Source organism: Kitasatospora sp. MY 5-36 (assembly GCF_001182915.1).
Lineage (GTDB): Bacteria > Actinomycetota > Actinomycetes > Streptomycetales > Streptomycetaceae > Kitasatospora.
Window position 1 is genome coordinate 1 of the sequence record NZ_LFVW01000102.1, and the last position, 26,437, is coordinate 26,437.

Sequence of the window (26,437 nt, forward strand, 5' to 3'; positions counted from 1 at the left end):
AGGCAGCCCTCGAAGTCGCCGATCGCGCCGAGCTCCACCGCGCCGGGGGCCACCCCGCGCGCGCACACCGTCACGGTCAGTCCGCCGACCCGCAGCCGCCCGGCCCACACCGGCTCCGGACCGTCCGCCGCCGGGGCGCCGGGCTCCGGCACCGGCCGGTCCTCGTGCACCTCCACCGCGCAGGGCTCGCCGTCCACCGTGATCCACGCGCGCAACGCCCGTACCCGGCCCGGCCCGTCGCCCTCGTCGACGCCCAACTGCTCGTAGACGCGGTCCCGTTCGTCCTCGACCAGGTCCTCCAGCTCGGGCAGCCGCTCGCCCGGTTCGGCCCCCGGCCGGTAGGTGCGCACGGTCACGTACGGGCCGGCCGCCGAGCGCCAGTCGCCGCACTGGACCTCGACCCAGCGCAGCTCGCCGCCGGAGGTCTCGAAGGCGGCCAGCGCCTCACCGGCCAACGCCCCGTCGGCCGTCATCGCCCCGTCCGCGGCGGCCTGCCCCGCGGCGACGCCGTACACCGGGAAGTCGGCCGCCGCCAGGGTCCGGCGGGAGAACTCCTCCTGGTCGGCGAACCGGTCGACGGGCCTGCCCGCGGGCCGTCCGGCACCCTGCTCGGCCAACCGGTCCAGTGACCGGTCCGCGGGCCGACCGGTGAAACGGTCCTCCCGGACCGGCCGGTCCGGAGCCGGGGCGGACCCCGAGGACCCGGCGTCCCGCTTCTGGTGCCTGCCGCCGCTCTCCCGCATCATCCTGTGCCGCACCCCCGAGACCTCGCACCCGCACCGCTGACGCCACCTTACGTGGCCGCAGCTGCCGGGTCATCAGCTCGGCCCCCGGACGGGGGTGGTGGCCGTGTCAGGGCGCCCGGTTGTCAGCCGCCCTCCCTAACCTGGCGGCATGACAGCTCAGAACGACGCAGCACAGGACCGCACCGGGCAGGGCGCCTTCCCCGCCCGGATCAGCATCGTCACCCTCGGGGTGACCGACCTCGACGAGAGCGCCCGCTTCTACGAGGCGCTCGGTTGGAAGCGCTCCACCGCCTCCAGCCCGGAGATCGTCTGGTTCCGCACCGCCGACTCGGTACTCGGCCTCTTCCCCACCGACGAGCTGGCCGCCGACGCGGGCGTGCCCGCCACCGGCGAGCCCTCCTTCCGCGGCGTCACCCTCGCGGTGAACCTGGAGTCCCCCGCGCTGGTGGACGCCGCGCTGCGGACGGCGGTCGAGGCCGGCGCCGTGGTGGTCAAGCCGCCGGTCCCGACCGACTGGGGCGGCTACTCCGGCTACTTCGAGGACCCGGACGGCCACCTCTGGGAGCTGGCCCACAACCCGTTCTTCCCCTTCACCGAGGACGGCTCACTGGACCTCCCCTAGACCGCCGTACGGTGCGCTCGGAGGGCTCAGCTCCTGGAGCGCGCCTTGAACGCCGCCTTGCGCGCCTCCTTGGCCAGCGCCCGGTCCGGGTGCAGCTCCCCGATCGCCTCCAGGACGTCCGCCGTGTACGGGTGGTCGACCCGCCACAGCTCGCCGAACCACCCCGCCGGATCGCCGTTCACCGGCAGGTCGGCGACCAGCTCGCCCAGCAGCTCGGCGTCCCCGCCGTTGTCCAGCAGCTGGGCGGCGAAGGTGTCGACCACCGTCCACAGCGCCATCGCCCGGTCCGGCACCGGGACGTCCGTCGCCCCCTGCGCGGTCAGCCAGGCCCGCACCGCACCGCCCAGCTCCGGGTCGTCCATGACCTCCCGGGCGGCCGGCTCCGCGCCCGGCCCGAGCAGGTTGAGCGCCGAGACGCCGAGCATCCGGCGCAGCGGCCCGTAGCCGTCGGAGCCGCGCGCCGCCGCGAGCAGCTCGCGCGCCGCCGCCACCGGCTCCCGGTCGGCGGTCCACGCCCGCAGCTCCTCCTCCGGCAGCACGTTGGCCGACTCGCACACCCCGCGCAGCAGCTCGGCCGCGTCCCCCTTGGCCAGGTCGCCGACCAGCGGCGCGTCGTAGCCGTCCTCCAGCAGCCACTGCCGGATGCCGTACTGGCCGAGCGGGGTGAGCCGGACCAGCCCGAAGCGGGCCGACTCCTCCTCGTCCAGCGGCTCCTCGCCGACCACGGCTGGCTCCTCGCCGTCCTCCTCGTCGAACAGCTCGGGGTCGATCGGGCGGTAGTCCAGCAGGCCGAGCTCGGCGAGGTCGCCCAGCATCGGGTCCAGCGCGACCATCACGTCCGTGATGTCGCCGAGCAGTTCCTCGCTGGGCTCCTCGCCCTCCGGGACGACCAGCAGCGCGGCCAGCACGCCCAGCGGCACGGTCTCGTTGCCGGGCTCGGCGAAGGCGGTGGTCTCGTAGAGCACCTGCAGGGCCTCGTCCAGCAGCTCGGCGGCCTCGTCACGGGCCTCCTCGACCTCGGAGAGCGCGTCCTCGTCCTCCTCGCCCTCCCCGGCCCCGGCCTCCCCGGCGCCCTCCTCCGGGCCGGAGTCCGCCTCGACGGCCAGCTCCCGGACGATCCCGGCGGCGGTCAGCCACAGCTCCAGGACGGTCTCCGGGTCGCCCTGCTCGGCGGGCTCCAGGTCCGGGCCGGGGACGGCGACGTGCTCGCCCTCCGCGGTCGTACCGAGCTCCACCAGGTCCAGGTCGCAGGCCAGCGACCAGGCCCGCAACGCCTCGACCTCGGCCTCCTCGGGCACCTCGCCCTCGGCCGGGGCCAGGCCCAGCAGCCGGGCCGCGGGCGCCCGGTCCGCCTCGACCAGGTCGCCGAACTCGTCCACCTCCCGGTGCGGGGCGGACCAGCGGGCCAGCGCCAGCGCGTACCCGAACATCGGTACGGCCTTCGCCTGCTCGGCCAGCTCGCGCTCGGCGGGCAGCTTCACCGGCGGGACCAGGACGGCCGCGTCGTCCAGGTCCTCGTCGTCCAGCCCGTGCGCGGCGAACGCCCCGTAGAGGTCCTGGAGCTCCAGGTCGGCGGGCAGCACCGCCTCGGCCGCGCCCTCACCCGTCGAAGCCCCGGTGTTCTTGCGACGTCGTCCGGCCATCGTTGTGTGCTCTCCCTCAGCCCAGCGGTCAGCCCAACAGCGCCGCGTACCGATCCATCACCTCAGCGTATAGGCCGGGCACCCCCGACGCCCGGCCGTACGGGGCGCACCCAGGGGCGCGCGCCATGGGCGTACGCCCACCCCTTATCCTTCGGTCTGGTACCGCGCACACCCCGCGCGTGCCACCGGGGCAACGAAGCCCAACCGCCCTCCGCCCGACCCCGGGCCGGAGGGGCCCTCTTCAGCTCACCTCGCCCCACCAGGGAGCCCGTACCCTCGGCCACCACCACAGCGCCTCCGGACGGGCGCGCCGGCACACCCCGCCGACCCCGGTGGTGCCCGGCCACAGGAGACCCCTGCCATGGCGGACCTCTCCCCCGCCGGCTCCGGCCTGCGCACCGCGCAGCTCGACGGACGCCGACTGTCGGAGGCCCTGCTTCCCCCGGAGCTCGCGCCGCGCGCCCAGCTCCGGCTCGCCGCGATCAGCCGCTGGAACGCGCTGCGCGGCGTCCGCGTCGGCCTGGTGGCCGCCGCCCTGCTGCTGATGCTGATCGGCGCCAACCTGGCCACGCCGATCTACTCGCTCCTCCAGCAGCGGCTGCACCTCACCGCGCTCGACACCACCGTCCTGTTCGCGATCTACGTGCTGGCGCTGGTCCCGGTCCTGGCCGTGGTCGGCCACTGGTCCGACCACCTCGGCCGCCGCGCCCTGATCCTGCCCGCCGTCGCGCTGTCCGCCGTCGGCGACGTCGTGTTCGCCACCTCCGACAGCTTCTGGCAGCTCGCCGCCGGCCGGGCCGTCCAGGGCATCGCCGTCGGCCTGTCCACCGGCGCCGCCGGAGCCGCCCTCGGCGACCTGCTGCCCGACCACCCGACCCTGGCCGCCAAGATCACCCTGGCCTGTTCCGCGGGCGGCGTCGCCCTCGGCCCGGTGGTCGGCGCCCTGCTGGCCGGCGGCTCCGACCCGCTGCTGACCCCCTTCCTGCTGCACGCCATCGCCCTGCTCGCGCTCTGCGTGCCGCTCGCCCTCCTCCACCCCCGGATGCCCGGCCGCAGCCGCCCGCCGGCCTCCCCGCCCCGCATCACCACCCCGGCCCACCTGCGCCCCCAGCGCCTGCGGCTGCCGCGCACCGGGCGCCGCGAGTTCCTGCTCGCCGCCACCGCCGGCTTCATCTCCTACGCGGTGTTCGGCGTCTACCTCAGCCTGGCCCCGGCCTTCGCCGCCAAGCTGCTGCACACCGACTCCAAGCTGGTCGGCGCGATCGTGGCCGCCCTCCTGCTCGGCTCCTCCGCCGCCACCCAGCTGCTCGTCCCGCCGACCTCCGACCGCGTGGTGACCGCCCTCGGCATGACCGGCCTGGCCACCGGCCTCGGCCTGGTCGTCGCCGCCCAGTACACCGGCACCCCGGCACTGCTCTTCATCGGCAGCGTCCTCGGCGGCGTCTCCCAGGGCGTCGCCTTCCGCTCCCTGTTCACCAGCGCCGTCACCGCGATGAACCCGGAACGCCGCGGCTCCGAACTGAGCGCCCTCTGGGTCATCGTCTACCTGGGCAGCTCCGCCCCCATCATCGCCCTCGGCGCCCTCGTCCAGACCTACGGCCTCCTCCCCTCCGTCAGCGGCTTCGCCGCCCTCGCCGCCCTCGCCTGCACCGCCCTCGCCATCGCCGTCGCCCGCAAACCCAAGCCCACCGCCTGACGGCCCACCCACAGAACGCCGCTGCCCGGGACTTCCGAAGAAGTCCCGGGCAGCGGCGTCTTCCCACCCCCGCTTCGCCCGCCGCCGGGTGAACACCCGCGCATCATCTGCTGCGCTGTTCAAGTCCCCCGCCGTTCCCCACCATCCACCCCCCACCCGCCTCCCGGCGGGTGCCCGCCCCTGCCCTCGCCGCAGGCCGCCCGGCCGGACAGCACGCGGAGATTGAGCAAGCAGCCGTAACCTGCCAGAGCCCCTTCGGATCAGTGGGACAACGGCGGCCCCCTTTGTTCTTCTTGTTCCACGATGGAGGAGTGCGAGGGCCGCGCGACCGAAGGCTGGTCGGCCACGAGAGGCGGTGAGCGATGGAACGTATGACAGGCCCACTGGCCAGGGGTTTCACGGTGAGACGCTTTACTGCCGGTGACTCCGTGGAAGAGCTGACCGCCCTCCTCCATCGCGCCTACGCTGATCACGCGGCTGCCGGCAGGGTCTTCTTCGCGTCCTACCAGTCCGTGCAGGACACAGCCCATCGGCTGGGTGCGGGCGAGTGCTGGGTTGCATGCAGAGGCACGAAGCTCGTGGGATCGGTGACGGTGGCGGCCCCGTGCACGATGCCTGCCGGATATCCGGTACCAGCGGGAGCCGGCTCGTTTTGGCAACTCGCAGTGGATCCTGCGTACCGCGGAACGGGGCTTGGGCAGCGTCTGCTGGCGCTGGCGGAAGAGCGCGTCGTTGCGCTCGGGTCCACAGTGGCTGTCATCGATACGTCCGCCGAGGCCGTCGAGTTGGTCGGCTGGTACCGCCGACGGGGGTACCTGCCCGTCGGGACGTGGCGGTGGGATGTGACCAACTACGAGAGCGTGGTCCTGCTGAAGGACCTGGCAACCTGAAACAGAGGTGGCATGCGCTGCTGGCCTCCCTGGCGAGAGGGCCAGCAGCGGATGCCGGGTGACCTGGCTCTACTGGTCGAGGACTCGGGTCGCGTCCTGGGCCGCGAGGGCGAGCGCTTGGTCGAGCGCTCCGACGTAGCGGCCACCAGCGCTGGCGACGGGGCCCTTGCCGCCGGCTCCGCCACCAACCGTGCGGGCGGCTGGAACGAGGAGCTGGCTGGCCTGGGTGCCGGTGTCGTGGAGGCTGCGGGTGATGGCGGCAGCGAGGAGGGCCTTGCCGTCGCGTTCGGTGCCGAGGACGACGACGGCGTGGTCGCTGCCCAGGAGGTCGGCGGTGTTGATGGCCAGTGTGCGGAGTTCGTCGGAGCCGAGGTCGGTCACCTTCTCGGTGACGATCCGGCCGCCGGGGACGGTGCGGGCGGTGGCGGCGAGGTGCTGGGCGCGGGTGCGGAGCTCGGTCTCGCGAAGGCGGGCGAGTTCCTGCTGGGCTGTGGTGAGGGCGTCGAGGCGCTTGCGCAGGGCTTCGGGCGCGTCCTGGGGGCGAGTGCCGAGGAGCACGGACAGCTCTTCGAGGAGGCGGCGTTCGGTGTCGTGGTAGGCGAGGGCGTCGCGGCCGGTGAGGGCTTCGATGCGGCGGAGGTTGGAGCCGATGGAGGCTTCGCCGAGGATGCGGACGGGGCCGGCGTTCGCGCCGTGGGGGACGTGGGTGCCGCCGCAGAGTTCGCGGGAGAAGTCGCCGATGTCGACGATGCGGACGTGGTCGCCGTACTTCTCGCCGAAGAGGGCGGTGGCTCCGGCGGCCTCGGCTTCGGAGCGGGTGGCGTGCCAGATGCGGACTTCGGGGTCGTCGAGGAGGTGGTCGTTGACGAGGGCCTGGATGGCGGCGAGCTGGGTGGGGTCGACGGCGGAGAAGTGGGCGAAGTCGAAGCGCAGGCGGCCGGCGTCGACGAGGGAGCCGTGCTGGCGGGCGTGGTCGCCGAGGGTGCGGTGGAGCATGGCGTGCAGGACGTGGGTGGCGGAGTGGGAGCGGGCGACGGCGTCGCGGCGCGGGCCGTCGACGAGGGCTTCGGCCTGCTCGCCGCTGCGGATCTCGCCTTCGAGGACGCGAACGGTGTGGACGTGGAAGCCTTCCAGGCCGAGCCTGGTGTCCAAGACATCCAGGAGCGCGCCGGAGGACGTGCGGATGGTGCCGGTGTCACCGACCTGACCGCCGGACTCGGCATAGAACGGGCTACGGTCCAGGACCAGTTCGAGCGTGCTGCCCTGGTCGGCGCCGGGCACGACGGCGCCGTCGGAGATGAGGCCGAGGACGGTGGCTACGGTGTCGAGGCGGTCGTAGCCGGTGAAGTCGGTGCGGCCGTGGCGGGAGGACAGTTCGCGGTAGGCGTCCTGTCGGCGCAGGGCCTCGGCGGTCTTGGCCTTGCCGCCGGCCTTGGCGCGCTTCTGCTGTTCGGCGAGCAGGGTGGTGAAGCGGTCCTCGTCGACGGTGAGCCCGGCGTCGCGGGCGGCCTCGATGGTCAGCTCGACGGGGAAGCCGTAGGTGTCGTGCAGTTCGAAGACGGTCTCGCCGGTGAGGGTGGTGGAGCGGCTGCCGCGGCTGCGGGTGATGGCGGCGTTGAGCAGCCGGGTTCCCTGGGTGAGCGTGCGGGTGAAGGACTCCTCCTCGGCGGTGACGACCTGCTCGATGAGGCTTGCCTGGTCGGCGAGTTCGGGCCAGACGTCGCCGAGGTTGGCGATGACGCTGGCGGTGGCCGGGGCGAGGACGGGCTGGTCGATGCCGAGCATGCGGGCGTGCCGGATGGCACGGCGCATCAGGCGGCGCAGGACGTAGCCGCGGCCGTCCTTGGCAGGCAGGACGCCGTCCGCGATGAGGTAGGCGATGGAGCGGGCGTGCTCGGAGACGACCTGGAACGAGACCTTCTCCTCACCGCCGGAGCCGCTGCCGGGGTAGTCGCGGCCAGCGAGTTCCTGGACGGTGGTCAGGGTGGGCAGGAGGAGGTCGGTGCTGCAGACGTTCTCGACGCCTTGGAGGATCGCGGCGAGGCGGTCGAGGCCGAGGCCGGTGTCGATGCTCTGCTGGGCGAGGTCACCGAGGATCGGGAAGGTGCCGTTGTCGTCGTCCTCACCGCGCATGGACTGCATGAAGACGAGGTTCCAGATCTCGACGTAGCGTTCGCCGTCGACGGCCGGGCCACCCTCGCGCCCGAAGGCCGGGCCCCGGTCGTAGTTGACCTCGGAGCAGGGGCCGCAGGGGCCGGGTACGCCCATGTCCCAGAAGTTGTCCGCGCCGAGGCGCTGGATGCGCTCGGCGGGGACGCCGATCTTGCGCCAGAGCTGTTCGGCCTCATCGTCGTCCTGGTGGACGGTGATCCAGAGCCGATCCTTCTCCAGGTTGTAGCCCTGGGTGAGGAGTTCCCAGGCGTAGGCGATGGCATCGGCCTTGAAGTAGTCGCCGAACGAGAAGTTGCCCATCATCTCGAAGAACGTGGCGTGCCGGTTGGTGCGGCCGACGTTGTCGATGTCGGAGGTGCGGGCGCACTTCTGGATGGTGGTGGCGCGGGGGTACTCCGGGGTGACCTCGCCCAGGAAGTAGGGCTTGAACTGGTTCATGCCGGCGTTGGCCAGCAGCAGGGTCGGGTCGGAGGGGATGAGCGGGCTGGACGGGACGTGGCGGTGGCCGCGTGAGGTGAAGAAGTCCAGGAAGGTGGAGCGGATTTGCGTCGAGCGCATGGCGGTAGGGCCCTCACGGAAGAGTCGCGGAGAGGTGGGGGGTGATCACACGCCGAGCCGGGCCGAGAACGAGGACTGAGTGGTTCTCAGTTCTCCAGCTCGGCGCAGATAGCTCGCGCCCCCACGGTGTAGACCATGACTCCGGTATCCGTCGCTCTGAGGTGGCGCAGCCGACAACGGACGCGACGGTCCGCTGCGACTGCGCCACCAACAGTAGCGGCTCCGGGGTCAAGATCGCTTGGAGTTGTCCTCCTGACGGCCGATGCCAACCAGCAGGGGCAGGACGAAGGCGGCGTGGTCGGCGCGGGGCATCACGAGGTGGGCTCCGGCCCGGGTGAGCGCTTCGGGGCCGGCGAAGCCCCAGCCTGCGCCGACGGCGGTGACACCCGCGGCGTGGGCGGCGTGGATGTCGGTCTCGGTGTCGCCGACGAAGATGCCCGCCCTCGGAGAAACCTCCAGCCGGTCGAGGGCGAGCAGGACGCCGTCGGGGGCGGGCTTGGGCTGGGCGTCCTCGTAGCAGACGACGGTGTCCAGCCGGTCGAGGATGTCCTGCGGCAGCAGCCAGTTGACCCGTTCGCGGCTTCGCAGGGTGACGACACCGGTGCCGACTCCGGCCTCGCGGAGCGCGGCGAGGGTCCCGGCGACGTACGGGAACACCTCGGCGGTCAGGGTGGCCGTGGCGCTCGCCACGGCCCAGCCTTCCTCGTTGATCGATCCGTCCAGTCCGAGGTCGGAGAGGACGTACTCGCGCGGGGTGGTCGCGGCGTCGGCCGGGAGATCGGCTACGGTCACCCGCTTGCCGAGGGCAGCGGTCGCATAGCCTGCCAGGGTGGCGAGTTGGGCGTCCCGGCTGTCGACGAGGACGCCGTCGAGGTCGAAGAGCACGGCCCGCTTCACGCGGCACCACCCGCCCGGGGCGCCGGCAGGTCGGCCTCGGTGAACAGCGAGCGCAGCGTGACGCGGTGCTCGGCCAGCAGCGTCCGGCCGCCGAGCGGGCGCTCCAGGACGCACAGCGCGTGGGTGACCGGTCCGCCCACCATCCGCAGGATCCTTGCCATGTGGAGCAGCTGGCCGCCGGAACGGACCACGTCGTCGACCAGGACGATCTGTCGGCCGTCGATGGGAAGGCCCTCGACCTGGTGGAACGACCCGTAGCTCTTGGGCTTGCGGCGCAGGAAGACGGCGGGCAGGCCGGTGGCGGAGGACAGCGCCACGACGAGGGGGACGCCGCCGAGTTCGATGCCGGCGAGCACCCGGGCGTCGTCGGGGACGAGGTCGGCCATGGCGGTGGCGGTGTCACGCAGGAGCGCGGGGTCGGAGGCGAGCCGGTACTCGTCGAAGTACGCGTCGAGCCGGCCGCCGTCGGCGAGCTTGAACGGGGCGTTGACGCACGCGGTTTCGGCGAGTCGGGCGGCGAGGCCGGCCGACGGGGTGCGGGTGGTCATGCTCCTCCGATCGAGGTGGTGTCGAGCGAGGCCAGGTGGGCGCGGAAGGCGTCGGCGGACTCGACGGTGGCGAGGAAGCCGAGCGGCCGGGTCGGGGTCTCGTACAGCCACCGCTCCTCGCGCAGGAAGGCGAGCAGGCGCAGGGCCGACGCGCCCGCGAGACAGACCGGCACGGGCCGGATGGTGGTCGCGTAGTAGAGGGCGGCGGTCAGCTCGTGGAGGGTGCCGACTCCGCCGCCCATGGCGACGACCAGGTCGGCGTTCTCCAGGTAGTGGTTGAGGCGGGCGCCGGGGTCGGGCAGGGGGACGGACAGGGTGGTGTGGGGGTTGAACGCGCCCCACTCGTCGTGCTTGCCGGTCAGCGTGACGGCGGTGACCGTGGCTCCCTGGCCTCCGGCTCCGCGGGCGGCGGCCTCCATCAGCCCGTTGTAGCCGCCGTGCAGGAGCTGGTAGCCGGCCTGGGCGAGGGCCCGGCCGATCTCCTCGGCCAGCGCCTCCTCCTGGGCGGAGGCGGGGACGACGCCGCCGAAGAAGACGGCGGTCAGGCCCTCGCGGGCCCGGCTGGCGGTCAGGCCCTCGCGGGCCCGGCTGGCGGCCGGGCCCGCGAGGTGGAGTGCGTTCACACCAGCTCCTGGTAGGTGCGGTAGGCGGCGACGGCGTCGTGCAGGCCGTCGAGCGCCTGCGGGCAGGCCCGCTCGGCCAGGGCGAGCACCCGCTCGATCGCCTCGGTGACGTCGGCCGCCTCCGGGATGGCCGGGCCGCTGATCGCGGCGTCCAGGTCGCCCAGGCAGGCGCGGCCGATCGGGGTGACGGCGATCTCCTCGCGCAGCTGGTACCAGCCCCAGAACCGTGAGGCGGGGGCCAGGGCGGTCTTGATCAGGTCCTTCGTGGCCGTGTGCAGCCGGTGCCACTCGGCGTACGCCACGAACCGCTGGCCGCGCTTGATCCGCTTGTGCAGGAGGACGGCCAGCACCAGGTGTTCGATCAGCAGCTCGGCGCAGGAGCGCGGCCGGGCGAGGAAGGCGGCGGCGAAGCTCTCGGCCGCCGCGACGTCCGGCGCGGTGACCGGTCCGGGCCGGCGGTCGAGGAGGACGGCGGTGCTGACCGTCTCCTGCAGCCGCGGGATCCGGGAGGCCGGTGCGACGTAGAGGTCGATCTGGTGGAGCTTGCCCTCGTCCGGGACGAGGAAGACCATCCCGACGCCGCCGAGGTCGGCGACGATCGTGTCGCGCCAGCCGGGCAGCAGGGCGCCGGCCTCGACCGGCATCAGGGTGTCCAGGGCCTCGACGAACGACGGGAAGTGGGCATCGTGGACGCCGGCGACGAAGTCGACGTCGGACAGGCGGTCGGCGGTGCCGTGGGCCAGCGACCCGCGGACCATCAGGTGGGTCACCGCCGGGGAGGTGGCCAGGATGTCGGCGAGCTTCGACAGCAGCGGCAGCTGCGCGGGCCGGTTGGCCTGGGTGATCGCCGCCAGTTGCAGGGTGGGCATGCGCTTCTTCCTTCCGGGCGTGGGTGCGGGCTGGGATCAGGCGGGGATGGCGAGGAGGCGGCGCTTGGCGGTGTCCCAGCGGGTCGCGGCCTCCATGTCGCCGAGGGAGGTGTGCAGTTCGGCGATCAGGTCGTAGACCGTGCCTTCCGGCAGGGCGTAGGTGTAGAAGAGCCGCAGCAGCATCCGCTCGGCCGCCTCCGTGTAGCCGAGGGTGGCCATGTTGCGGGCGCTCTCCAGCCGCGCGGCGAGGACCGTCTGGTCGGCGACGGGCAACGGCTCCGCGACCATCGGGCTGAGCGCGGGACGGCGGGCCAGGTGGCGGTAGGCGTCGTCGGCGTACACGTCGGCGATCAGGTGGATCCGGTCCGGGCCGAGCAGGTTGCACACCCCGTGGGCGTAGGTCGGCGTCAGCCGCCAGATCCGCCCGCCCGTCATGTGCACCTTGGTGCCGCCGGTGACCAGGAAGGCGGACCTGTTGGTGTGCAGCGGGACGTGCAGCCGGTGCCGCTCGACCTGGTCGAGGTCGTCGTAGTCGCGGTGCTCCCAGAGGAAGGCGTTGCCCTCCAGCCGGGCGAGCCGCACCCACATGAAGTCCAGGCCGAGGTCGGCCAGGAATGCGGCGGTGGCCGGCATCCGGCCCAGCAGGTCGGTAGGCCGGGCGGCGCAGTCGCCGATCGTCACGTCGGCGGCGTCGCCGGAGGCGTTCATCAGCGAGGTGGTCCACCAGCCGCCGGACTGGTAGGCGCCGTACTCCGCCTTCCAGGGGGCCTGGGCGGTCAGGGCTTCGTGGCGCATCCGCTCCAGGTGGGCGGAGTCCACGGCGTCCAGCTGGGCGATCTGCCCGGCCAGAGCGGTCAGGGTGTCGTCCATCGGTTCCCTCCCGTTGCCGGCTCGCGGCATGGCGAACCGGAATGCACGTGGTGCTGGATGGGGTCGATCGGGCGCGGATCCCAGCACCCTTGGTCTCACGCTTCGCTGTCGGTTATGCACGGACAGCGAGGTGGCGTTCAGGATGGCGGCGCCGGGTGCGGCACCGATACGACGCGGCTGCCGTCACCGTCCCGCCGTCCCGAAAGGCGAACCATGTCGGTACGCGTCATGACTGCCGTCACGGCCGCCGTCATCTGGGCCGGGACGACCTCGAACGGGTTTCCTGTCGAGCGACCATGGCTATCGTCAGAACAGACGAACGGGGACGGAGATGATCCGCGGTGGCTGAAACTCCCACACTCCTCAGGGTTTTGACGCTTCAGCGACACTGGCAGGTCTACGAGACCTTCCGTCTCCGGTTCGAGGCGACGGCGAACTCGGCCGCCGAGCAGGAGCGCGACCCTCGGCTCCGGGGTCTGTCGGTCTCCAAGCGGCAGTTCGAGCGCTGGTACGGCGGCGCGGTGAAGACCCGCCCCTACCCGGACCAGTGCCGGGTGCTGGAGGCCATGTTCGGCGTCGGCGTGGACCAACTCCTCGCACCCGCACCGGCTGGCCCCGTATCCGTGCCCGCTACCACCGCCTCGTTCGCCGTCCCGCCACCACGGCCGGTCCCTGTCCTCCTCCCACCCGAGCAGGCAGCGGCACTGCCTGTCGGTGGCCCGTCCAGCAGCGAGCCCCGCCTCGACGCGGGCACCACGGAATTGGAAAGGCAGGTCACGATGGCGGTTCGTCGTGCACTTCGGTTCACCGCGATGGCGGAGGGCAGCAGCATCGGCTCGGAGACCCTGGGCCAGATCAACGACGAGGTACGGCGGCTGACCGCCGCCTACCCGAAGCTGGCACTGCCGACCCTGCTCGGCGACCTGGTCGAGGTCCAGGACCTCACCTTCCAGTTGCTGGAACACGGACGGGTCAAGCCGTCGCAGGCCCGAGAGCTGTACCTGCTCGCCGGGATCACCTCCGGCATGCTCGCCAAGGCCAGCCACGACCTGGGCAATCCGAGCGCCGCCATGATGCAGGCCCGCACCGCCTTCGTCTGCGCCGACAACGCTGACCACCACGCCATGCGCGCCTGGGTCCGCTCGCTCCAGTCGCTGATCTCCTACTGGGCCGGCCGCCCCGGCGAAGCCGCCGACTACGCCGCCCTCGGACAGGGCACCATCGACGACGTCCGCGGCACCACCAGCGTCTGGCTGGCCTGCCTCTCAGCCCGCGCCCACTCCCTCCTCGGCAACGGCGAGGCCACCCGCACCGCCATCCAGCGGGCCGAGGAGGCCCGCGAGACCGTCGAACCCGACGACCTCGACGCCTTCGGCGGCATCATGACCTTCCCGCTGCCCCGCCAGCTCTACTACGTCGCCGAGGCCACCGTGCAGCTCGGGGAAGACGCGGCCCTCGGCGAGATCCAGTCCGAAGTCGCCGTCACCGCCTACCGCAACGCCACTGAGGACGAGTGGGCCTTCGGCGACCAGGCCGGCGCCCAGACCGACCTCGCCCTCGCCCGCATCACCCGAGGCGAGATCGAGGGCGCCGCCGAGGCCGTCCGCCCCGTGCTCGACCTCCCCGTCGAGCAACGGAACTTCGGCATCGTCAGCAGCGCCCAACGCGTCCACGCCGCCCTGCGAGGCGACGACCGCCGCAACGGCGGTGCGGCGGCCGGTCTGCGCCAGGAGATCGAGGCCTTCACCGCCATACCCACCTCGGCCCTCGTCCGGTGATCCCCCGGATAGGCTCCGCAGCCATGACCCCACTCCACCTGACCGGCCCCAACCTGGCACTGCGCGAAGTCGAACCCGAGGACACCGACGACCTCCTGGCGATCTACGGTGACCCCGAGGCCACCCGGCACCTCAGCTTCGAACCCCGCACCCGGAACAGGTCGAAGCGATCACCGCCCGGTCCATCGACTCCGCGCTCGCCACCCCGCGAACCGAGTACTGCCTCGCCGTCACCCGGCGCGGCGAACACGAGCTGATCGGCTACGCGCGCCTGGCCACCGAGCCGCAGCAGGCCGCCACCGTCGGCTTCGCCCTCCACCAGGCCGCGTGGGGCAAGGGCTACGGCACCGAGACCGTTCACCTGCTGTGCGCGCTCGGCTTCAACCTCCTCGGCCTGCACCGCATCTGGGCCGCCCGCTCCCCGCTCAACGAAGCCTCCGCACGCGCCCTCCTGCGCGCCGGCATGACCGAGGACGGCCGCATCCGCGACCACGTCTTCGTCCGCGGCACCTGGCGCGACTCGATCACCTACTCGATCCTGGAACATGAGTGGACGCCGATCGGCGGGCTCGACACGACGAGCGCACTCGACCGGTCCACCGCCCCGCCCAGCGGCGAGGCCGTGCGGCGGAGGTGAATCCCGGGTGACCGAGCCGGCCATACCGAACGTGGTGATCACCGAGTTCGCGCGGGGCCGGCGTTACCCGCCTGGCCAACACCGCGCTGCCGTCCTTCCTAAGCTCCGACAGGCTCTCACCCCACAACACCGAGACCATCGAGAACAGGAAGCAGACCACCATGCAGCACCGCGTCCGCGCCGTCCTCCTCACCCCGAACGACACCATGCTGCTGATCAAGCGCATCCGCCCCGGCATCGCCCCGTACTGGGTGATCGTCGGCGGCAAGATCGAGCCCACCGACGCCGGCCCCGAGGAGGCCCTGCTGCGCGAGGTCCGTGAGGAGATCGCCGGCGAAGCCGAGATCGTCGGCCTCCTCCACACCATCCAAACCGACGACGAGCACCAGGACTTCTACGTCGCCACCGTCGACAAGTGGAGCTTCGAGGACCGCACCGGTCCCGAGTTCAGCCAGGAAGGCCGAGGCGAGTACCTCCTGGAGGAGATCCCCCTCACCACCGAAGCCCTCGACGCGGTCAACCTCCTGCCCCAGGACTTCGCCAGCGTCCTGCGCGCGGCCGTCGAACGCGGGAGTCTCCCGGCCACCAGGTAGCCGCAAGCCGGCAGCCACCCACCAGCCCCAAACATCTCACGCAGTGTCAATTGCCGTGATACGTTCTGTAATCCAATCAAAAACAGGCGACCCCGGCGGTGCTGGAACACCCCGGGGTCCGGCAACCGGAGCAGCAACTCCCGATGCGTGTCCATCGTAGCGCCCACGTGCGCAACTTCACCGTGCTACCCAACGCCGTGCTCCAGTACCGGCGGTTGAGCTACACCGCCCGCGGCCTGCTCGCGGACCTCCTCTCCCGCCCCGACGGCTGGCGCGAGGACGGCCGACACATGGCCGACACCAGCCCCCAGGGGCGCGGCGCCGTCCGTAGGGCGTTGAAGGAGCTGACCGAGGCCGGCTACTACCGGGTCGAGAAGATCCGCATGCCGGACGGCACGATCCGCACCGAGACCCACGTGTACGACACACCATGGTTCGCGCCGGATACCACCCGTCCGGCGCCCGGTGGAGCGGCAACCGGCGCTGCTGGCAGCCCTGTTGTAAAGGACCGGCAGCAAGAACCCACCCTCCCCGCGAGTCCGGCCGATGACCTCACGTCGAAAGGACAGGAGGAGGATTCCGAGACCGAAGAGGTCCGCGAAGCGGTGGCCACCCTGTTCCGGGTGATCCGACCCGAACCCCGCCTGCGCCTCGGCGAGACCGAAGCACGCGAACTCGCTCCCCTGGTCGCCCAGTGGCTGGAACGCGGCAGCACCGCCGCCGACCTGGCCCACGCCCTGCTGCCGGGCCTGCCCACCCCGATCCACTCGGCGGCCGCCGTGCCCCGCTACCGCCTGGAGCACAAGCTGCCACCCGCCCGGCCCGCCGCACGGCCACCGACCCGGTACGCCGAGTGCGCCAAGTGCCACGACCCCGTGCCCCGACCGGGCATCTGCCGCCCGTGCGCCGGCCTGGCCACCCGAGCCCTCACGGTCGGCCAGGGAGCGGACGTGGCAGCCGCAGGTGCCGCCCGAGTCCGAACAGCTCTACGCTCCGCGATGACCGGCAGTCGGCCTGCACACATCGCCGCCTGAGACACGCTGTCCCACCGGCCCGAAGGGGCTCCGGCAGGTAGTCACCCTGCTCCATCTGCGCCGCACGCGGCGCAGGGCGGGGGCGGGCACCCGCCGACAGGCGGGTGGGGGGTGGATGGTGGGGAACGGCGGTGAGCTTGCTCAACCAAGCAGATGACGCGCGGGTGTCAGCCCCAAAACGCCGCTGCCGCGCGACCCCCAAGGGTTCGCGCGGCAGCGGCGTACCGTACAGCAGATCTCAGACGTTGAAGCCGAGGGCGCGGAGCTGGTCGCGCCCGTCGGGGGTGATCTTGTCGGGGCCCCACGGCGGCATCCAGACCCAGTTGATGCGCAGGTCCTGCACCAGGCCGTCGGTGGCCGTCTTGGCCTGGTCCTCGATGACGTCGGTCAGCGGGCAGGCCGCCGAGGTGAGCGTCATGTCGATGGTGGCCACGTCGGACTCGTCGATGTGGATGCCGTAGATCAGGCCCAGGTTGACGACGTCGATGCCCAGTTCGGGGTCGACGACGTCCATCAGGGCCTCGGTCAGGTCCTCGACCGAGACGGTGCCGGCGGTGGTGCCGACGATGACGGTGCCGGTCTGCTCCTCCGCAGTGGAGGGGGTTTCGTCACTCATGGTCTTGTCCTCCTCTGCGGGTCAGTCGTTCACGGCGGGGTTCTTGGCGAGCGCCTGGGCGGTGGCGTCCTTCCAGGCCATCCAGCTGAGCAGCGCGCACTTGACCCGGGCCGGGTACTTGGAGACGCCGGCGAACGCGACCGCGTCCTCCAGCACCTCCTCGTCGCCCTCGCCCTGGCCCTTGCTCTGCATCAGCTCCAGGAAGGCCTCCTGGACGGCCTGCGCCTCGCCGACGGTCTTGCCGACCACCAGCTCGTTCAGCACCGAGGCGCTGGCCTGGCTGATCGAACAGCCCTGGGACTCGTACGAGACGTCGGTGACCTTGGCACCGTCGAGCTTCACCCGCAGGGTGATCTCGTCGCCACACGTCGGGTTGACGTGGTGCACCTCGGCGTCGCCGTCCCGCAGCCCCTTGCCCTTCGGGTTGCGGTAGTGGTCCAGGATGATGTCCTGGTACATCGAGTCGAGCTTCATGGTCGTCCTGCCCCGTCCCTCAGCCGAAGAAGTTCCGGACGTGGTGCAGGCCGTCGATCAGCGCGTCGACCTCGCCCGGCGTCGAGTACAGATAGAACGACGCCCGCGTGGTCGCCGGAATTCCGTACCGCAGGCACACCGGCCGCGCGCAGTGGTGGCCGACGCGCACGGCGATGCCCTGCTCGTCCAGCACCTGGCCCACGTCGTGCGGGTGGATGTCGCCGAGGGTGAAGGAGATCGCGGCGCCGCGGTCCACGGCCGTGCGCGGGCCGATGATCCGCAGGTCGGGGACCTCGAGCAGCCGCTCGACGGCGTACTCGGTGATCGCGTGCTCGTGCGCCGCGATCTTCTCCATGCCGATGCCCTGGAGGTAGTCGATGGCCGCGCCGAGTCCGACCGCCTGGGCGATCGGCGGGGTGCCGGCCTCGAACTTGTGGGGCGCCGGAGCGTAGGTGGACGAGCCCATGGTGACGGTCTCGATCATCTCGCCGCCGCCGAGGAACGGCGGGAGGTCCTCCAGCAGCTCCTGGCGGCCCCAGAGCACGCCGATGCCGGTCGGGGCCAGCATCTTGTGCCCGGTGAAGGCGACGAAGTCGGCTTCCAGCGCCTGCACGTCGAGCACCATGTGCGGCGCGGCCTGCGAGGCGTCGATGACGACCAGCGCGCCGACCGACTGGGCCTTGCGGACGATCGTCTCGACCGGGTTGACGGTGCCGAGCAGGTTGGAGACCAGGGTGAAGGAGACCACCTTGGTCTTCTCGGTGATCAGCTCGTCGATGTTCGACAGGTCGAGCCGGCCCTCGTCGGTCAGCCCGAACCACTTGAGCTTCGCACCGCTGCGCTGCGAGAGCAGCTGCCACGGGACGATGTTGGAGTGGTGCTCCATCTCCGTGATGACGATCTCGGAGTCGGCGTCCACCCGGTACGGCTCGTCGGCCCAGGCCAGCATGTTGGCGACGAGGTTGAGCGACTCCGAGGCGTTCTTGGTGAAGATCACCTCGTTGCGGCTCGGCGCGTTGACGAAGGCCGCGACCTTGTCCCGGGCGCCCTCGTACAGCGCCGTGGCCTCCTCGGCGAGCACGTGCACGCCGCGGTGGACGTTGGCGTTGTGCCGCTCGTAGTAGGCGTTCAGCGCCTCCAGCACCTGGCGCGGCTTCTGCGAGGTCGCCGCGTTGTCCAGGTAGACCAGCGGCTTGTCGTCGTGCAGCACCCGCTGGAGGACCGGGAAGTCCTTGCGGATCGCGTCGGTGTCGAGCAGTCCCGCGAACGGATGCGTCACTCGGACGCGCCCCCCTTCACATACGCCTCGTAGCCCTCGTTCTCCAGCTTGTCGGCGAGCTCGGCGCCGCCGGACTCGACGATGCGGCCGCCCGCGAAGACGTGGACGTAGTCGGGCTTGATGTACCGCAGGATGCGGGTGTAGTGGGTCACCAGCAGGGTGCCGACCTCGCCGGTCGAGCGGACCCGGTTGATGCCCTCGGAGACGATCCGCAGCGCGTCGACGTCCAGGCCGGAGTCGGTCTCGTCGAGGATCGCGATCTTCGGCTTGAGCAGCTCGAGCTGGAGGATCTCGTGGCGCTTCTTCTCGCCGCCGGAGAAGCCCTCGTTGACGTTGCGCTCGGCGAAGGCCGGGTCCATCTGGAGGGCGGCCATCGCCTCCTTGACCTCCTTCACCCACAGCCGCAGCTTGGGGGCCTCGCCGCGGACGGCGGTGGCTGCGGTGCGCAGGAAGTTGGAGACCGAGACGCCCGGGACCTCGACGGGGTACTGCATGGCCAGGAAGACGCCGGCCTTGGCGCGCTCGTCGACGGACATCTCCAGGACGTCCTCGCCGTCGAGCAGCACCGAGCCGCCGGTGACGGTGTACTTGGGGTGGCCGGCCAGCGAGTAGGCGAGGGTGGACTTGCCCGAGCCGTTCGGACCCATGATGGCGTGGGTCTCGCCCTGCTTCACGGTCAGGTCCACGCCCTTCAGGATCTCGCGCGGGCCGTTCTCGGCGTCCACGGAGACGTGCAGGTCGCGGATTTCAAGGGTTGCCATGTGTACTCAGGACTCCTGGTTGACGGAGACGAGCACATCGTCCCCTTCGATCTTTACGGGGTAGACAGCGACCGGCTTGGTGGCGGGCAGGCCGGACGGCTTGCCGGTGCGCAGGTCGAAGCTGGAGCCGTGCAGCCAGCACTCGATCATGCAGTCCTCGACCTCGCCCTCGGAGAGCGAGACGTTCGCGTGCGAGCAGGTGTCGTTGATCGCGAACACCCCCTCGTCGGTGCGGACGACGGAGACCGGCACGCCGTTGAGGTCCACGCGCTTGGGAACGTCCTCCTGGAGGTCGTTCAGCGCGCAGGCACGGAGGAAGGTCATCGGGCTCAGACCGCCGATTCCAGCTCGGCGTCGATCTTCTCCATGAGCTGCTCCTGGACCTCTGCCACGCCGATCTGCTGGAGCAGCTCGGCGAAGAAGCCGCGCACCACCAGGCGGCGGGCCTCGTCGGCCGGGATGCCGCGGGCCTGCAGGTAGAACAGCTGCTCGTCGTCGAAGCGGCCGGTCGCCGAGGCGTGGCCGGCGCCGACGATCTCGCCGGTCTCGATCTCCAGGTTCGGGATCGAGTCGACCCGGGCGCCGTCGGTGAGCACCAGGTTCCGGTTGAGCTCGTAGGTGTCGGTGCCGAGCGCGGCGGCGCGGATCAGCACGTCGCCGACCCAGACCGCGTGGGCGTCCTGGCCCTGGAGCGCGCCCTTGTACGCCACGTTCGACCGGCAGTGCGGCGTGTCGTGGTCGACGACCAGGCGGTGCTCCAGGTGCTGGCCGGCGTCGGCGAAGTAGAGGCCGAACAGCTCGGCCTCGCCGCCGGGGCCGGCGTAGTTGACCCGCGGGTGCAGCCGGACCAGGTCGCCGCCGAAGGTGACGACCACGGACTTGTAGGAGGCGTCCCGGCCGACCAGCGCGTTGTGCTGGGCGACGTGGACGGCGTCGCGGTCCCAGTCCTGGACGGAGACGAAGGTGAGCTTGGCGCCCTCGCCGACCAGCAGCTCGACGTTGGCGGCCCGGGTCCCGGTGCCCGCGTGGTTGAGCACCACGACGGCCTCGGCGAACGGCTTGACGTCGATCACCACGTGGGCGAAGCGGACCCCGCCCTCGCCGCGCACGTCGATCCGGACCGGCTCGGCCAGCACCGACTCCTTGGGGACGGTGACGACCAGGGCCTGGTCGAAGGCGCTGAACGCCTGCGCGGCGACCCGGTCGACCGGCGTGCCGGCCTTGCCCAGGCGGGCGTCGTCCCGGCCGACGGTCTCGGCGGTGACGCCGTCCGGCAGCGTGAACTCGACCTTGTCCTCGCCGCGCTCGGCAGCGGCGGCGGTGCCGTCGTGCAGCCCGCCGAGGCGGTGCAGCGGGGTGAACCGCCAGTCCTCCTCGCGGCCGGTGGGCACCGGGAAGTCGTTCACGTCGAAGGACGGCTTGACCGCGACGCGCGCGTCGATCGGCTGCTGGACCGTGGTGCGGCCGGTGCCGGGGCCGGCGAGCTGCGCGCCCGCGCCGGCCGTGCCGACCTCGATCGAACCGGCGGTGGTGGAGCCGGTGGTGTTCTGCTCAGCCATGGCTGTTCGTAGTGCTCTCTTCCTCGGAAATGAGTGGACGGCGGCGGCCGGAGGTCAGCCGACCGCGCCCTCCATCTGCAGCTCGATCAGCCGGTTGAGCTCCAGCGCGTACTCCATCGGCAGCTCGCGCGCGATCGGCTCGACGAAGCCACGGACGATCATCGCCATCGCCTCGAACTCGGTCATGCCGCGGCTCATCAGGTAGAAGAGCTGGTCCTCGCTGACCTTGGAGACGGTCGCCTCGTGGCCCATGGACACGTCGTCCTCGCGGACGTCCACGTACGGGTAGGTGTCCGAGCGGGAGATGGTGTCCACCAGCAGCGCGTCGCACAGCACGTTGGACTTGGCGCCCTTGGAGCCCTCGCCGATCTCGATCAGACCGCGGTAGGAGGTCCGGCCGCCGCCGCGCGCCACCGACTTGGAGACGATGTTGGACGAGGTGTTCGGCGCCATGTGCACCATCTTGGCGCCGGCGTCCTGGTGCTGGCCCTCGCCCGCGAAGGCGATCGAGAGGGTCTCGCCCTTGGCGTGCTCGCCCATCAGGTAGACGGCCGGGTACTTCATGGTGACCTTGGAGCCGATGTTGCCGTCGACCCACTCCATGGTCGCGCCCTCGTACGCCACGGCACGCTTGGTGACCAGGTTGTAGACGTTGTTCGACCAGTTCTGGATGGTCGTGTAGCGGCAGCGGCCGCCCTTCTTGACGATGATCTCCACGACCGCCGAGTGCAGCGAGTCGGAGGAGTAGATCGGGGCGGTGCAGCCCTCGACGTAGTGGACGTAGGCGTCCTCGTCGACGATGATCAGCGTCCGCTCGAACTGGCCCATGTTCTCGGTGTTGATCCGGAAGTAGGCCTGCAGCGGGATGTCGACGTGCACGCCCTTCGGCACGTAGATGAACGAGCCGCCGGACCACACGGCGGTGTTCAGCGCGGCGAACTTGTTGTCGCCGGCCGGGATCACCGTGCCGAAGTACTCCTTGAAGATCTCCGGGTGCTCGCGCAGCGCGGTGTCGGTGTCCAGGAAGATGACGCCCTGCTCCTCCAGGTCCTCGCGGATCTGGTGGTAGACGACCTCGGACTCGTACTGGGCGGCGACGCCGGCGACCAGGCGCTGCTTCTCCGCCTCCGGGATGCCGAGCTTGTCGTACGTCGCCTTGATGTCCGCCGGCAGGTCCTCCCAGGACTCGGCCTGCTTCTCGGTGGAGCGGACGAAGTACTTGATGTTGTCGAAGTCGATGCCGGTGAGGTCGGAGCCCCAGGTCGGCATGGGCTTCTTGCCGAACAGCTTCAGGCCCTTGAGCCGCAGGTTCAGCATCCACTCGGACTCGTTCTTCTTCGCCGAGATGTCGCGGACGACGTCCTCGCTGAGCCCGCGCTTGGCCGCGGCACCGGCGGTGTCCGGGTCGGCCCAGCCGTACTCGTAATTGCCGAGGCCTTCGAGCTCGGGGTGCGAAACGGTGTCAGTCATGCGAGCTTCCTAACGCGCGGACGCTGAATCTTCGGTGGACACGGAATTTTTCATGTACTGGCAGTCGGCATCGCATCGGAGCCGCGTCCCGCCGGGGGCTGGGCGGACGACGATGCGGCACCGGGTGCCGGCACATAGGTGGTGCAGACCCCGTCGCCGTGGGCGATCGTGGCCAGCCGTTGCACATGGGTGCCCAGGAGCTGGGAGAAGACCTCGGTCTCCGCCTCGCAGAGCTGCGGGAACTGCTCGGCGATGTGCGCGACCGGGCAGTGGTGCTGGCAGAGCTGGGCGCCCGCCGGGGCCTTGGCCGCGGCCGACGGGACACGCCGCACCGTGGCAGCGTACCCGTCCGCGCTGAGCGCCTGGGCCAGCGCCTCGGGGCGCTCTCCGGCGGCGGCCAGGCGCAGGGCCTCCAGGTACTTCTCGGCCTGCTTGCCGAACCGGGCGCGGGCGAAGGCGGCGACCGCCTCCTCGCCCGCCTTGCCGCCGCCCACCGAGTCCGCGATCCAGCGCAGCGCGTCGGCGGCGAGCTGGTCGTACGCCTGGTAGAAGGCGTCCCGGCCGGCGTCGGTGAGGGCGAAGACCTTGGCCGGACGGCCCCGGCCGCGGCTGCCGTAGACCCGCTGTTCGCGGGACTCGACCAGACCGGTGGCGACCAGGCCGTCGAGGTGGCGGCGGACGGCGGCGGCGGTGAGGCCGAGCCGGTTCGCCAGGTCGGCGGCGGAGGACGGGCCGTGGTCCAGGATCGACCGCGCGACCCGGTCCCGGGTGGCCCGATGGCCCTCCAGCAGCACCTCGGCCGCCGTCACGGGCACGTCACAGGAGGAGGCCGACTCGGCCTCCCGCTGCTGGGCGTGCTCGCGCATGTTTTTCACAACACCAGTGTTGCGTAATTACTTCCGCCGGGACAAGCCGTGACCCAGGCCTCACCGGTGTCATCTGTCACGCAGGTTAGCCTTACCTGACCTGGGAAAACGATCACCGAGCCGCCGTCCGGCCGGCGCGTCAGGCCCTCTTACACTCGCCGGTATGCACTCCGAACCCGCGGTCCAGATCGCCGGGCTGGTCAAACGCTACGACGACAAGCTCGCGGTGGACGGCCTCGACCTCACCATCCCGGCCGGCGCGATCACCGCCGTCCTCGGCCCCAACGGCGCCGGCAAGACCACCACCATCGAGACCTGCGAGGGGTACCGCCGTCCGGACGGCGGCACCGTCCGCGTCCTCGGCCTCGACCCGGTCACCCAGGGCGCCGCGCTCCGGCCCCGGATCGGCGTCATGCTGCAGTCCGGCGGCGTGTACGCGGGCGCGCGCGCCGTCGAGATGCTGCGGCACACCGCCAAGCTGCACGCCCACCCGCTGGACGTGGACGCCCTGGTCGAACGCCTCGGCCTCGGCTCCTGCGGCCGCACCACCTACCGCCGGCTGTCCGGCGGCCAGCAGCAGCGGCTCGCCCTGGCGATGGCCGTGGTCGGCCGCCCCGAGCTGGTCTTCCTGGACGAGCCCACCGCCGGCCTCGACCCGCAGGCCCGCCGGGCCACCTGGGAGCTGGTGCGCGACCTGCGCCGGGACGGCGTCACCGTGGTCGTCACCACCCACCACATGGACGAGGCCGAGCAGCTCGCCGACCGGGTCGCCATCGTCGACCGCGGCAAGGTGATCGCCGACGGCACCACCGAGGAGCTGTGCCGCGGCGGCGCCGAGGGCGCGCTGCACTTCGACGGCCCGCCCGGACTCGACCTCGGCCCGCTGCTCAAGGAGCTGCCCGAGGGCGCCACCGCCACCGAGACCGCCCCCGGCAACTACCGCGTCGAGGCGCCCGTCGACCCGCAGCTGGTGGCCGCCGTCACCGGCTGGTGCGCGGCCTCCGGCATCCTGCCCGAACGGCTGTCCGTCCAGCGCCGCAGCCTGGAGGACGTCTTCCTCGACCTGACCGGACGGGAGCTCCGCTCATGAGCGAACGCAGTGAGGCAACCATGAGCGCCGCCACGACGGACTACTCCCCCCAGCCGGGCCCCGCGCCCGTCGGCCGGATGCTGCTCGCCCAGACGGCGTTCGAGACCCGGATGCTGCTGCGCAACGGCGAGCAGCTGCTGCTCACCGTGGTCATCCCGACCGTCCTGCTGGTGCTGTTCTCCGCCGTGGACATCGTCGCGGTCGAGGGCCCCGGCAAGCGGGTCGACTTCCTGGCCCCCGGCCTGCTCGCGCTGGCCGTGATGTCCACCGCCTTCACCGGCCAGGCCATCGCCACCGGCTTCGAGCGCCGCTACGGCGTACTGAAGCGGCTCGGCGCCAGCCCGCTGCCGCGCTGGGCGCTGCTGACCGCCAAGACCGGCTGCGTCCTGGTGACGGAGGCGCTGCAGGTCGCGCTGCTGTCGGTGATCGCCCTGGCCCTCGGCTGGTCCCCGCACGGAAACCCCCTGACGGTCGCCGCGCTGCTGGTCCTCGGCACCGCCGCCTTCTCCGGGCTCGGCCTGCTGATGGCCGGCACCCTGAAGGCCGAGGCCACCCTGGCCGGCGCCAACCTGGTGTTCATCCTGCTGCTGCTCGCCGGCGGGGTGGTCGTGCCGCTGGGCAGGTTCCCCGACGCGGTGCGCCCGGTGCTGGAGCTGCTGCCGATCTCGGCGCTCTCGGACGGCCTGCGGTCGGTGCTCCAGGCCGGCGCCGGGGTGCCGTGGGCGGACCTCGGCATCCTGGCCGGCTGGTCGATGCTCGGCCTGGCCGCGGCCGCCCGCTTCTTCCGCTGGGAGTGACCGGCGGCGGCAACGCGCAACGCCCCCCGGCCACTTGGCGGCCGGGGGGCGTTGCCGTTGTCGACTGACCGGGCGTCAGCTCTCGCTGCCGCCACGGCGCTTGCGGGCGAGCAGCACGAGCGCGCCGCCGACCAGCAGCACGCCGCCGCCGGCCGCCGCGATCATCGGGGTCGCGTCGCTGCTACCGGTCTGGGCGAGCGCCGGCGCGCTGGCGGAGGGCGACGGGGTCGGGGTCTTGCTCGGGGTGTGGGTGACCGACGGGGCCGGGGTGGCCGGGGGCGTCACCGACGGGGTGGGAGTCGGGGTCGCGGTGGGCGTCGGGGTGGGAGTCGGGGTCGGGGTCTTGGTGGGGGTCGGGGTCGGGGTCGGAGTCGGCGTGTGGCACGGCTCGATGGTCTTGGTCTCGTTGATGTTCCAGCCCTTCTCGTTCGGGTTCTCCGTGGTGGTGACCACCAGGTTCGCCTTGATCGGGGCATCGTGGTCCTTCACCGGGAAGGAGCCGTGGAACTCCGCGGGGAAGGCCTTGGCGTCCAGGACCTTCTCGCCGTCGATGGTGAGGCTGACGGTGTTCTTCACGTCGGCCTTGGGGCTGTAGTTGATCAGATCGATCACGATCTTGTCGCAGGTCACCGACCAACTCGGCACGTGCGCCGAGGCATTGGTGGCCAGTGCCAGAGGCAGGAGAAAACCGGCCGCAGCCGTGCCGGCGAGTGCCGTCGCGCCGATCGCGAAGTGCCGCTGCTGTCGCGCCATTACTTTGTTCCCCTCCGAACGGTCGTGCGCAGCAGGCGTGTTGAGTGGTACGCGGTGGCCCGCTACGACTGTCCGGGGGACTCTACCGGCACTCCCGCACCCCGCCACACCCCGCCGCACGACCGGATATCGACTGTCCGTCCGTCTTCCGATGTGCTTGGGCCAGCCCATCACAGCCGTCACCTCGCAGAACGCGGATTCGGCAAACCTGAATGGACTTCGCCACTTCAGGGAAGAACGGAGCCCCCGGTGATCAGGTTCAATCACCGAGGGCTCCGATTCGGTCAGCCGACGAACGCCGGGCCATTCCGGCCTTTCCGTCGTTTCCGACCTTTCCGTTCTTTCCGACACTCCCGTGCCTCCGACGCGCCCGCGTTTCCGGCGTTCCCGTCCGGATCGCGGGCTCAGCCGGTTCAGGCCTTCCGGGCCGCCTTGCGCCGGGCGGCCACCACGATCGCGCCGCCGGCCGCGAGCACGACCGCGCCGCCGATCGCCAGCGGCAGCACCGGACCGGAACCGGTGTGCGCCAGGTTGCCCCCGGCGTCCGGCTGGGCGGACGGGCTGCCCGAGGCCGTCGGAGCGGCCGTCGAGCCGCC

General features: G+C 71.7%; 27 protein-coding genes and 2 pseudogenes. 11 read left to right on the plus strand and 18 right to left on the minus strand.

Going from position 1 to position 26,437, the window contains the following annotated elements:
• Positions 1 to 617, minus strand: a pseudogene (locus tag AE652_RS08425) (hypothetical protein); the annotation flags it as partial.
• Positions 618 to 894: 277 nt separating this feature from the next.
• Between AE652_RS08425 and AE652_RS08430 the strand changes: the two are divergent.
• A complete protein-coding gene (locus AE652_RS08430; protein WP_049650575.1) occupies positions 895 to 1,368 on the plus strand; it encodes a VOC family protein in 474 nt (157 codons plus the stop codon).
• Between the two features lie 26 nt (positions 1,369 to 1,394).
• Here the strand turns inward: AE652_RS08430 and AE652_RS08435 are convergent, their stop codons facing one another.
• On the minus strand, positions 1,395 to 3,011 hold the full coding sequence (locus AE652_RS08435; RefSeq protein ID WP_234348299.1) for a hypothetical protein: 1,617 nt from the start codon (positions 3,009 to 3,011) through the stop codon (positions 1,395 to 1,397).
• A 361-nt stretch (positions 3,012 to 3,372) separates the two neighbouring features.
• Here AE652_RS08435 and AE652_RS08440 point away from each other — a divergent pair, with 361 nt between their 5' ends.
• Both AE652_RS08440 and AE652_RS08445 read left to right on the plus strand, forming a co-directional pair.
• The gene (locus AE652_RS08440) at positions 3,373 to 4,707 is read left to right on the plus strand and encodes an MFS transporter (protein WP_049650576.1); all 1,335 of its coding nucleotides are present in this window, start codon (positions 3,373 to 3,375) and stop codon (positions 4,705 to 4,707) included.
• A gap of 428 nt (positions 4,708 to 5,135) precedes the next feature.
• Positions 5,136 to 5,597 carry a GNAT family N-acetyltransferase gene (locus tag AE652_RS08445; RefSeq protein WP_158077677.1) on the plus strand — a complete coding sequence of 154 codons (462 nt, stop codon included), beginning with the start codon at positions 5,136 to 5,138 and terminating at the stop codon, positions 5,595 to 5,597.
• A 69-nt stretch (positions 5,598 to 5,666) separates the two neighbouring features.
• Here the strand turns inward: AE652_RS08445 and alaS are convergent, their stop codons facing one another.
• From alaS to AE652_RS08475, 6 genes are all read right to left on the minus strand, one after another.
• Positions 5,667 to 8,327 carry an alanine--tRNA ligase gene (gene alaS / locus AE652_RS08450; RefSeq protein WP_049650578.1) on the minus strand — a complete coding sequence of 887 codons (2,661 nt, stop codon included), beginning with the start codon at positions 8,325 to 8,327 and terminating at the stop codon, positions 5,667 to 5,669.
• 228 nt (positions 8,328 to 8,555) lie between these two features.
• On the minus strand, positions 8,556 to 9,224 hold the full coding sequence (locus AE652_RS08455; protein WP_063780102.1) for an HAD family hydrolase: 669 nt from the start codon (positions 9,222 to 9,224) through the stop codon (positions 8,556 to 8,558).
• Positions 9,221 to 9,772, minus strand: coding sequence for an orotate phosphoribosyltransferase (locus AE652_RS08460; protein ID WP_049650579.1), 552 nt, complete (start codon positions 9,770 to 9,772; stop codon positions 9,221 to 9,223). Before AE652_RS08460 ends, AE652_RS08455 begins: the two co-directional genes overlap by 4 nt.
• Positions 9,769 to 10,395 carry an LOG family protein gene (locus tag AE652_RS08465; RefSeq protein WP_234348300.1) on the minus strand — a complete coding sequence of 209 codons (627 nt, stop codon included), beginning with the start codon at positions 10,393 to 10,395 and terminating at the stop codon, positions 9,769 to 9,771. The genes AE652_RS08460 and AE652_RS08465 overlap by 4 nt, the downstream gene beginning before the upstream one ends.
• The gene (locus tag AE652_RS08470) at positions 10,392 to 11,264 is read right to left on the minus strand and encodes a hypothetical protein (RefSeq protein ID WP_049650580.1); all 873 of its coding nucleotides are present in this window, start codon (positions 11,262 to 11,264) and stop codon (positions 10,392 to 10,394) included. The genes AE652_RS08465 and AE652_RS08470 overlap by 4 nt, the downstream gene beginning before the upstream one ends.
• Before the next feature lie 36 nt (positions 11,265 to 11,300).
• Positions 11,301 to 12,134: an aspartyl/asparaginyl beta-hydroxylase domain-containing protein gene (locus AE652_RS08475; RefSeq protein WP_049650581.1), complete on the minus strand. Its 834-nt coding sequence runs from the start codon at positions 12,132 to 12,134 to the stop codon at positions 11,301 to 11,303.
• A gap of 371 nt (positions 12,135 to 12,505) precedes the next feature.
• On the opposite strand from AE652_RS08475, the gene AE652_RS08480 reads away from it, so the two are divergent.
• From AE652_RS08480 to AE652_RS08495, 6 genes and pseudogenes are all read left to right on the plus strand, one after another.
• Positions 12,506 to 13,912, plus strand: coding sequence for a hypothetical protein (locus AE652_RS08480; protein ID WP_199823060.1), 1,407 nt, complete (start codon positions 12,506 to 12,508; stop codon positions 13,910 to 13,912).
• Positions 13,913 to 13,935: 23 nt separating this feature from the next.
• The gene (locus AE652_RS49445; RefSeq protein WP_369808277.1) at positions 13,936 to 14,169 is read left to right on the plus strand and encodes a GNAT family N-acetyltransferase; all 234 of its coding nucleotides are present in this window, start codon (positions 13,936 to 13,938) and stop codon (positions 14,167 to 14,169) included.
• A pseudogene (locus tag AE652_RS49450) lies at positions 14,097 to 14,321 on the plus strand (GNAT family N-acetyltransferase); the annotation flags it as partial. The gene AE652_RS49445 and the pseudogene AE652_RS49450, both read left to right, overlap by 73 nt.
• Positions 14,322 to 14,375: 54 nt before the next feature.
• Positions 14,376 to 14,549 (plus strand): hypothetical protein, encoded by a 174-nt coding sequence (locus tag AE652_RS49455; protein WP_369808278.1) that lies wholly within the window; start codon positions 14,376 to 14,378, stop codon positions 14,547 to 14,549.
• A gap of 161 nt (positions 14,550 to 14,710) precedes the next feature.
• Positions 14,711 to 15,142 (plus strand): NUDIX domain-containing protein, encoded by a 432-nt coding sequence (locus AE652_RS08490; RefSeq protein WP_049650583.1) that lies wholly within the window; start codon positions 14,711 to 14,713, stop codon positions 15,140 to 15,142.
• A 143-nt stretch (positions 15,143 to 15,285) separates the two neighbouring features.
• Entirely contained in the window at positions 15,286 to 16,176 is an 891-nt protein-coding gene (locus AE652_RS08495) for a hypothetical protein (protein ID WP_049650584.1), read from the plus strand.
• A gap of 238 nt (positions 16,177 to 16,414) precedes the next feature.
• Here the strand turns inward: AE652_RS08495 and AE652_RS08500 are convergent, their stop codons facing one another.
• From AE652_RS08500 to AE652_RS08535, 8 genes are read right to left on the minus strand one after another with little or no spacing between them, the layout of a single operon-like run.
• Positions 16,415 to 16,792 carry a metal-sulfur cluster assembly factor gene (locus AE652_RS08500; protein WP_079271946.1) on the minus strand — a complete coding sequence of 126 codons (378 nt, stop codon included), beginning with the start codon at positions 16,790 to 16,792 and terminating at the stop codon, positions 16,415 to 16,417.
• A 21-nt stretch (positions 16,793 to 16,813) separates the two neighbouring features.
• The gene (gene sufU, locus AE652_RS08505) at positions 16,814 to 17,266 is read right to left on the minus strand and encodes a Fe-S cluster assembly sulfur transfer protein SufU (protein ID WP_049650585.1); all 453 of its coding nucleotides are present in this window, start codon (positions 17,264 to 17,266) and stop codon (positions 16,814 to 16,816) included.
• 19 nt (positions 17,267 to 17,285) lie between these two features.
• The gene (locus AE652_RS08510; protein ID WP_049650586.1) at positions 17,286 to 18,545 is read right to left on the minus strand and encodes a cysteine desulfurase; all 1,260 of its coding nucleotides are present in this window, start codon (positions 18,543 to 18,545) and stop codon (positions 17,286 to 17,288) included.
• Positions 18,542 to 19,306 carry a Fe-S cluster assembly ATPase SufC gene (sufC, locus tag AE652_RS08515; RefSeq protein WP_049650587.1) on the minus strand — a complete coding sequence of 255 codons (765 nt, stop codon included), beginning with the start codon at positions 19,304 to 19,306 and terminating at the stop codon, positions 18,542 to 18,544. Before sufC ends, AE652_RS08510 begins: the two co-directional genes overlap by 4 nt.
• A 6-nt stretch (positions 19,307 to 19,312) precedes the next feature.
• Positions 19,313 to 19,630, minus strand: a complete 318-nt coding sequence (locus AE652_RS08520; protein ID WP_049650588.1) for a bifunctional 3-phenylpropionate/cinnamic acid dioxygenase ferredoxin subunit — start codon at positions 19,628 to 19,630, stop codon at positions 19,313 to 19,315.
• A 5-nt stretch (positions 19,631 to 19,635) separates the two neighbouring features.
• On the minus strand, positions 19,636 to 20,865 hold the full coding sequence (gene sufD / locus AE652_RS08525; RefSeq protein ID WP_049650589.1) for a Fe-S cluster assembly protein SufD: 1,230 nt from the start codon (positions 20,863 to 20,865) through the stop codon (positions 19,636 to 19,638).
• Between the two features lie 54 nt (positions 20,866 to 20,919).
• Positions 20,920 to 22,335, minus strand: a complete 1,416-nt coding sequence (sufB, locus tag AE652_RS08530; protein WP_049650590.1) for a Fe-S cluster assembly protein SufB — start codon at positions 22,333 to 22,335, stop codon at positions 20,920 to 20,922.
• A 50-nt stretch (positions 22,336 to 22,385) separates the two neighbouring features.
• Positions 22,386 to 23,210, minus strand: coding sequence for a metalloregulator ArsR/SmtB family transcription factor (locus AE652_RS08535; RefSeq protein ID WP_259316761.1), 825 nt, complete (start codon positions 23,208 to 23,210; stop codon positions 22,386 to 22,388).
• A gap of 154 nt (positions 23,211 to 23,364) precedes the next feature.
• On the opposite strand from AE652_RS08535, the gene AE652_RS08540 reads away from it, so the two are divergent.
• Entirely contained in the window at positions 23,365 to 24,291 is a 927-nt protein-coding gene (locus AE652_RS08540) for an ABC transporter ATP-binding protein (protein WP_049650591.1), read from the plus strand.
• Positions 24,292 to 24,311: 20 nt separating this feature from the next.
• Positions 24,312 to 25,088: an ABC transporter permease gene (locus tag AE652_RS08545; protein WP_049650592.1), complete on the plus strand. Its 777-nt coding sequence runs from the start codon at positions 24,312 to 24,314 to the stop codon at positions 25,086 to 25,088.
• Between the two features lie 75 nt (positions 25,089 to 25,163).
• Here AE652_RS08545 and AE652_RS08550 read toward each other — a convergent pair whose 3' ends face one another.
• Both AE652_RS08550 and AE652_RS08555 read right to left on the minus strand, forming a co-directional pair.
• On the minus strand, positions 25,164 to 25,841 hold the full coding sequence (locus tag AE652_RS08550) for an LAETG motif-containing sortase-dependent surface protein (protein ID WP_158077678.1): 678 nt from the start codon (positions 25,839 to 25,841) through the stop codon (positions 25,164 to 25,166).
• A gap of 413 nt (positions 25,842 to 26,254) precedes the next feature.
• Positions 26,255 to 26,437, minus strand: a 183-nt coding sequence (locus AE652_RS08555) for an LPXTG cell wall anchor domain-containing protein (protein WP_049650594.1), incomplete at its 5' end; no start/stop codon positions are given.

Excerpts from the sequence above, each read along its gene's own strand:
- sufC (WP_049650587.1), bottom strand. The coding sequence starts at position 19,306 with ATGGCAACCCTTGAAATCCGCGACCTGCACGTCTCCGTGGACGCCGAG.
- AE652_RS08475 (WP_049650581.1), bottom strand. The coding sequence starts at position 12,134 with ATGGACGACACCCTGACCGCTCTGGCCGGGCAGATCGCCCAGCTGGAC.
- AE652_RS08440 (WP_049650576.1), top strand. The coding sequence starts at position 3,373 with ATGGCGGACCTCTCCCCCGCCGGCTCCGGCCTGCGCACCGCGCAGCTC.
- AE652_RS49455 (WP_369808278.1), top strand. The coding sequence starts at position 14,376 with ATGACCGAGGACGGCCGCATCCGCGACCACGTCTTCGTCCGCGGCACC.
- sufU (WP_049650585.1), bottom strand. The coding sequence starts at position 17,266 with ATGAAGCTCGACTCGATGTACCAGGACATCATCCTGGACCACTACCGC.
- AE652_RS49445 (WP_369808277.1), top strand. The coding sequence starts at position 13,936 with ATGACCCCACTCCACCTGACCGGCCCCAACCTGGCACTGCGCGAAGTC.
- AE652_RS08460 (WP_049650579.1), bottom strand. The coding sequence starts at position 9,772 with ATGACCACCCGCACCCCGTCGGCCGGCCTCGCCGCCCGACTCGCCGAA.
- AE652_RS08540 (WP_049650591.1), top strand. The coding sequence starts at position 23,365 with ATGCACTCCGAACCCGCGGTCCAGATCGCCGGGCTGGTCAAACGCTAC.
- AE652_RS08545 (WP_049650592.1), top strand. The coding sequence starts at position 24,312 with ATGAGCGCCGCCACGACGGACTACTCCCCCCAGCCGGGCCCCGCGCCC.
- AE652_RS08550 (WP_158077678.1), bottom strand. The coding sequence starts at position 25,841 with ATGGCGCGACAGCAGCGGCACTTCGCGATCGGCGCGACGGCACTCGCC.
- AE652_RS08490 (WP_049650583.1), top strand. The coding sequence starts at position 14,711 with ATGCAGCACCGCGTCCGCGCCGTCCTCCTCACCCCGAACGACACCATG.
- AE652_RS08500 (WP_079271946.1), bottom strand. The coding sequence starts at position 16,792 with ATGAGTGACGAAACCCCCTCCACTGCGGAGGAGCAGACCGGCACCGTC.
- sufB (WP_049650590.1), bottom strand. The coding sequence starts at position 22,335 with ATGACTGACACCGTTTCGCACCCCGAGCTCGAAGGCCTCGGCAATTAC.
- alaS (WP_049650578.1), bottom strand. The coding sequence starts at position 8,327 with ATGCGCTCGACGCAAATCCGCTCCACCTTCCTGGACTTCTTCACCTCA.
- sufD (WP_049650589.1), bottom strand. The coding sequence starts at position 20,865 with ATGGCTGAGCAGAACACCACCGGCTCCACCACCGCCGGTTCGATCGAG.
- AE652_RS08520 (WP_049650588.1), bottom strand. The coding sequence starts at position 19,630 with ATGACCTTCCTCCGTGCCTGCGCGCTGAACGACCTCCAGGAGGACGTT.
- AE652_RS08495 (WP_049650584.1), top strand. The coding sequence starts at position 15,286 with ATGCGTGTCCATCGTAGCGCCCACGTGCGCAACTTCACCGTGCTACCC.
- AE652_RS08470 (WP_049650580.1), bottom strand. The coding sequence starts at position 11,264 with ATGCCCACCCTGCAACTGGCGGCGATCACCCAGGCCAACCGGCCCGCG.
- AE652_RS08435 (WP_234348299.1), bottom strand. The coding sequence starts at position 3,011 with ATGGCCGGACGACGTCGCAAGAACACCGGGGCTTCGACGGGTGAGGGC.
- AE652_RS08430 (WP_049650575.1), top strand. The coding sequence starts at position 895 with ATGACAGCTCAGAACGACGCAGCACAGGACCGCACCGGGCAGGGCGCC.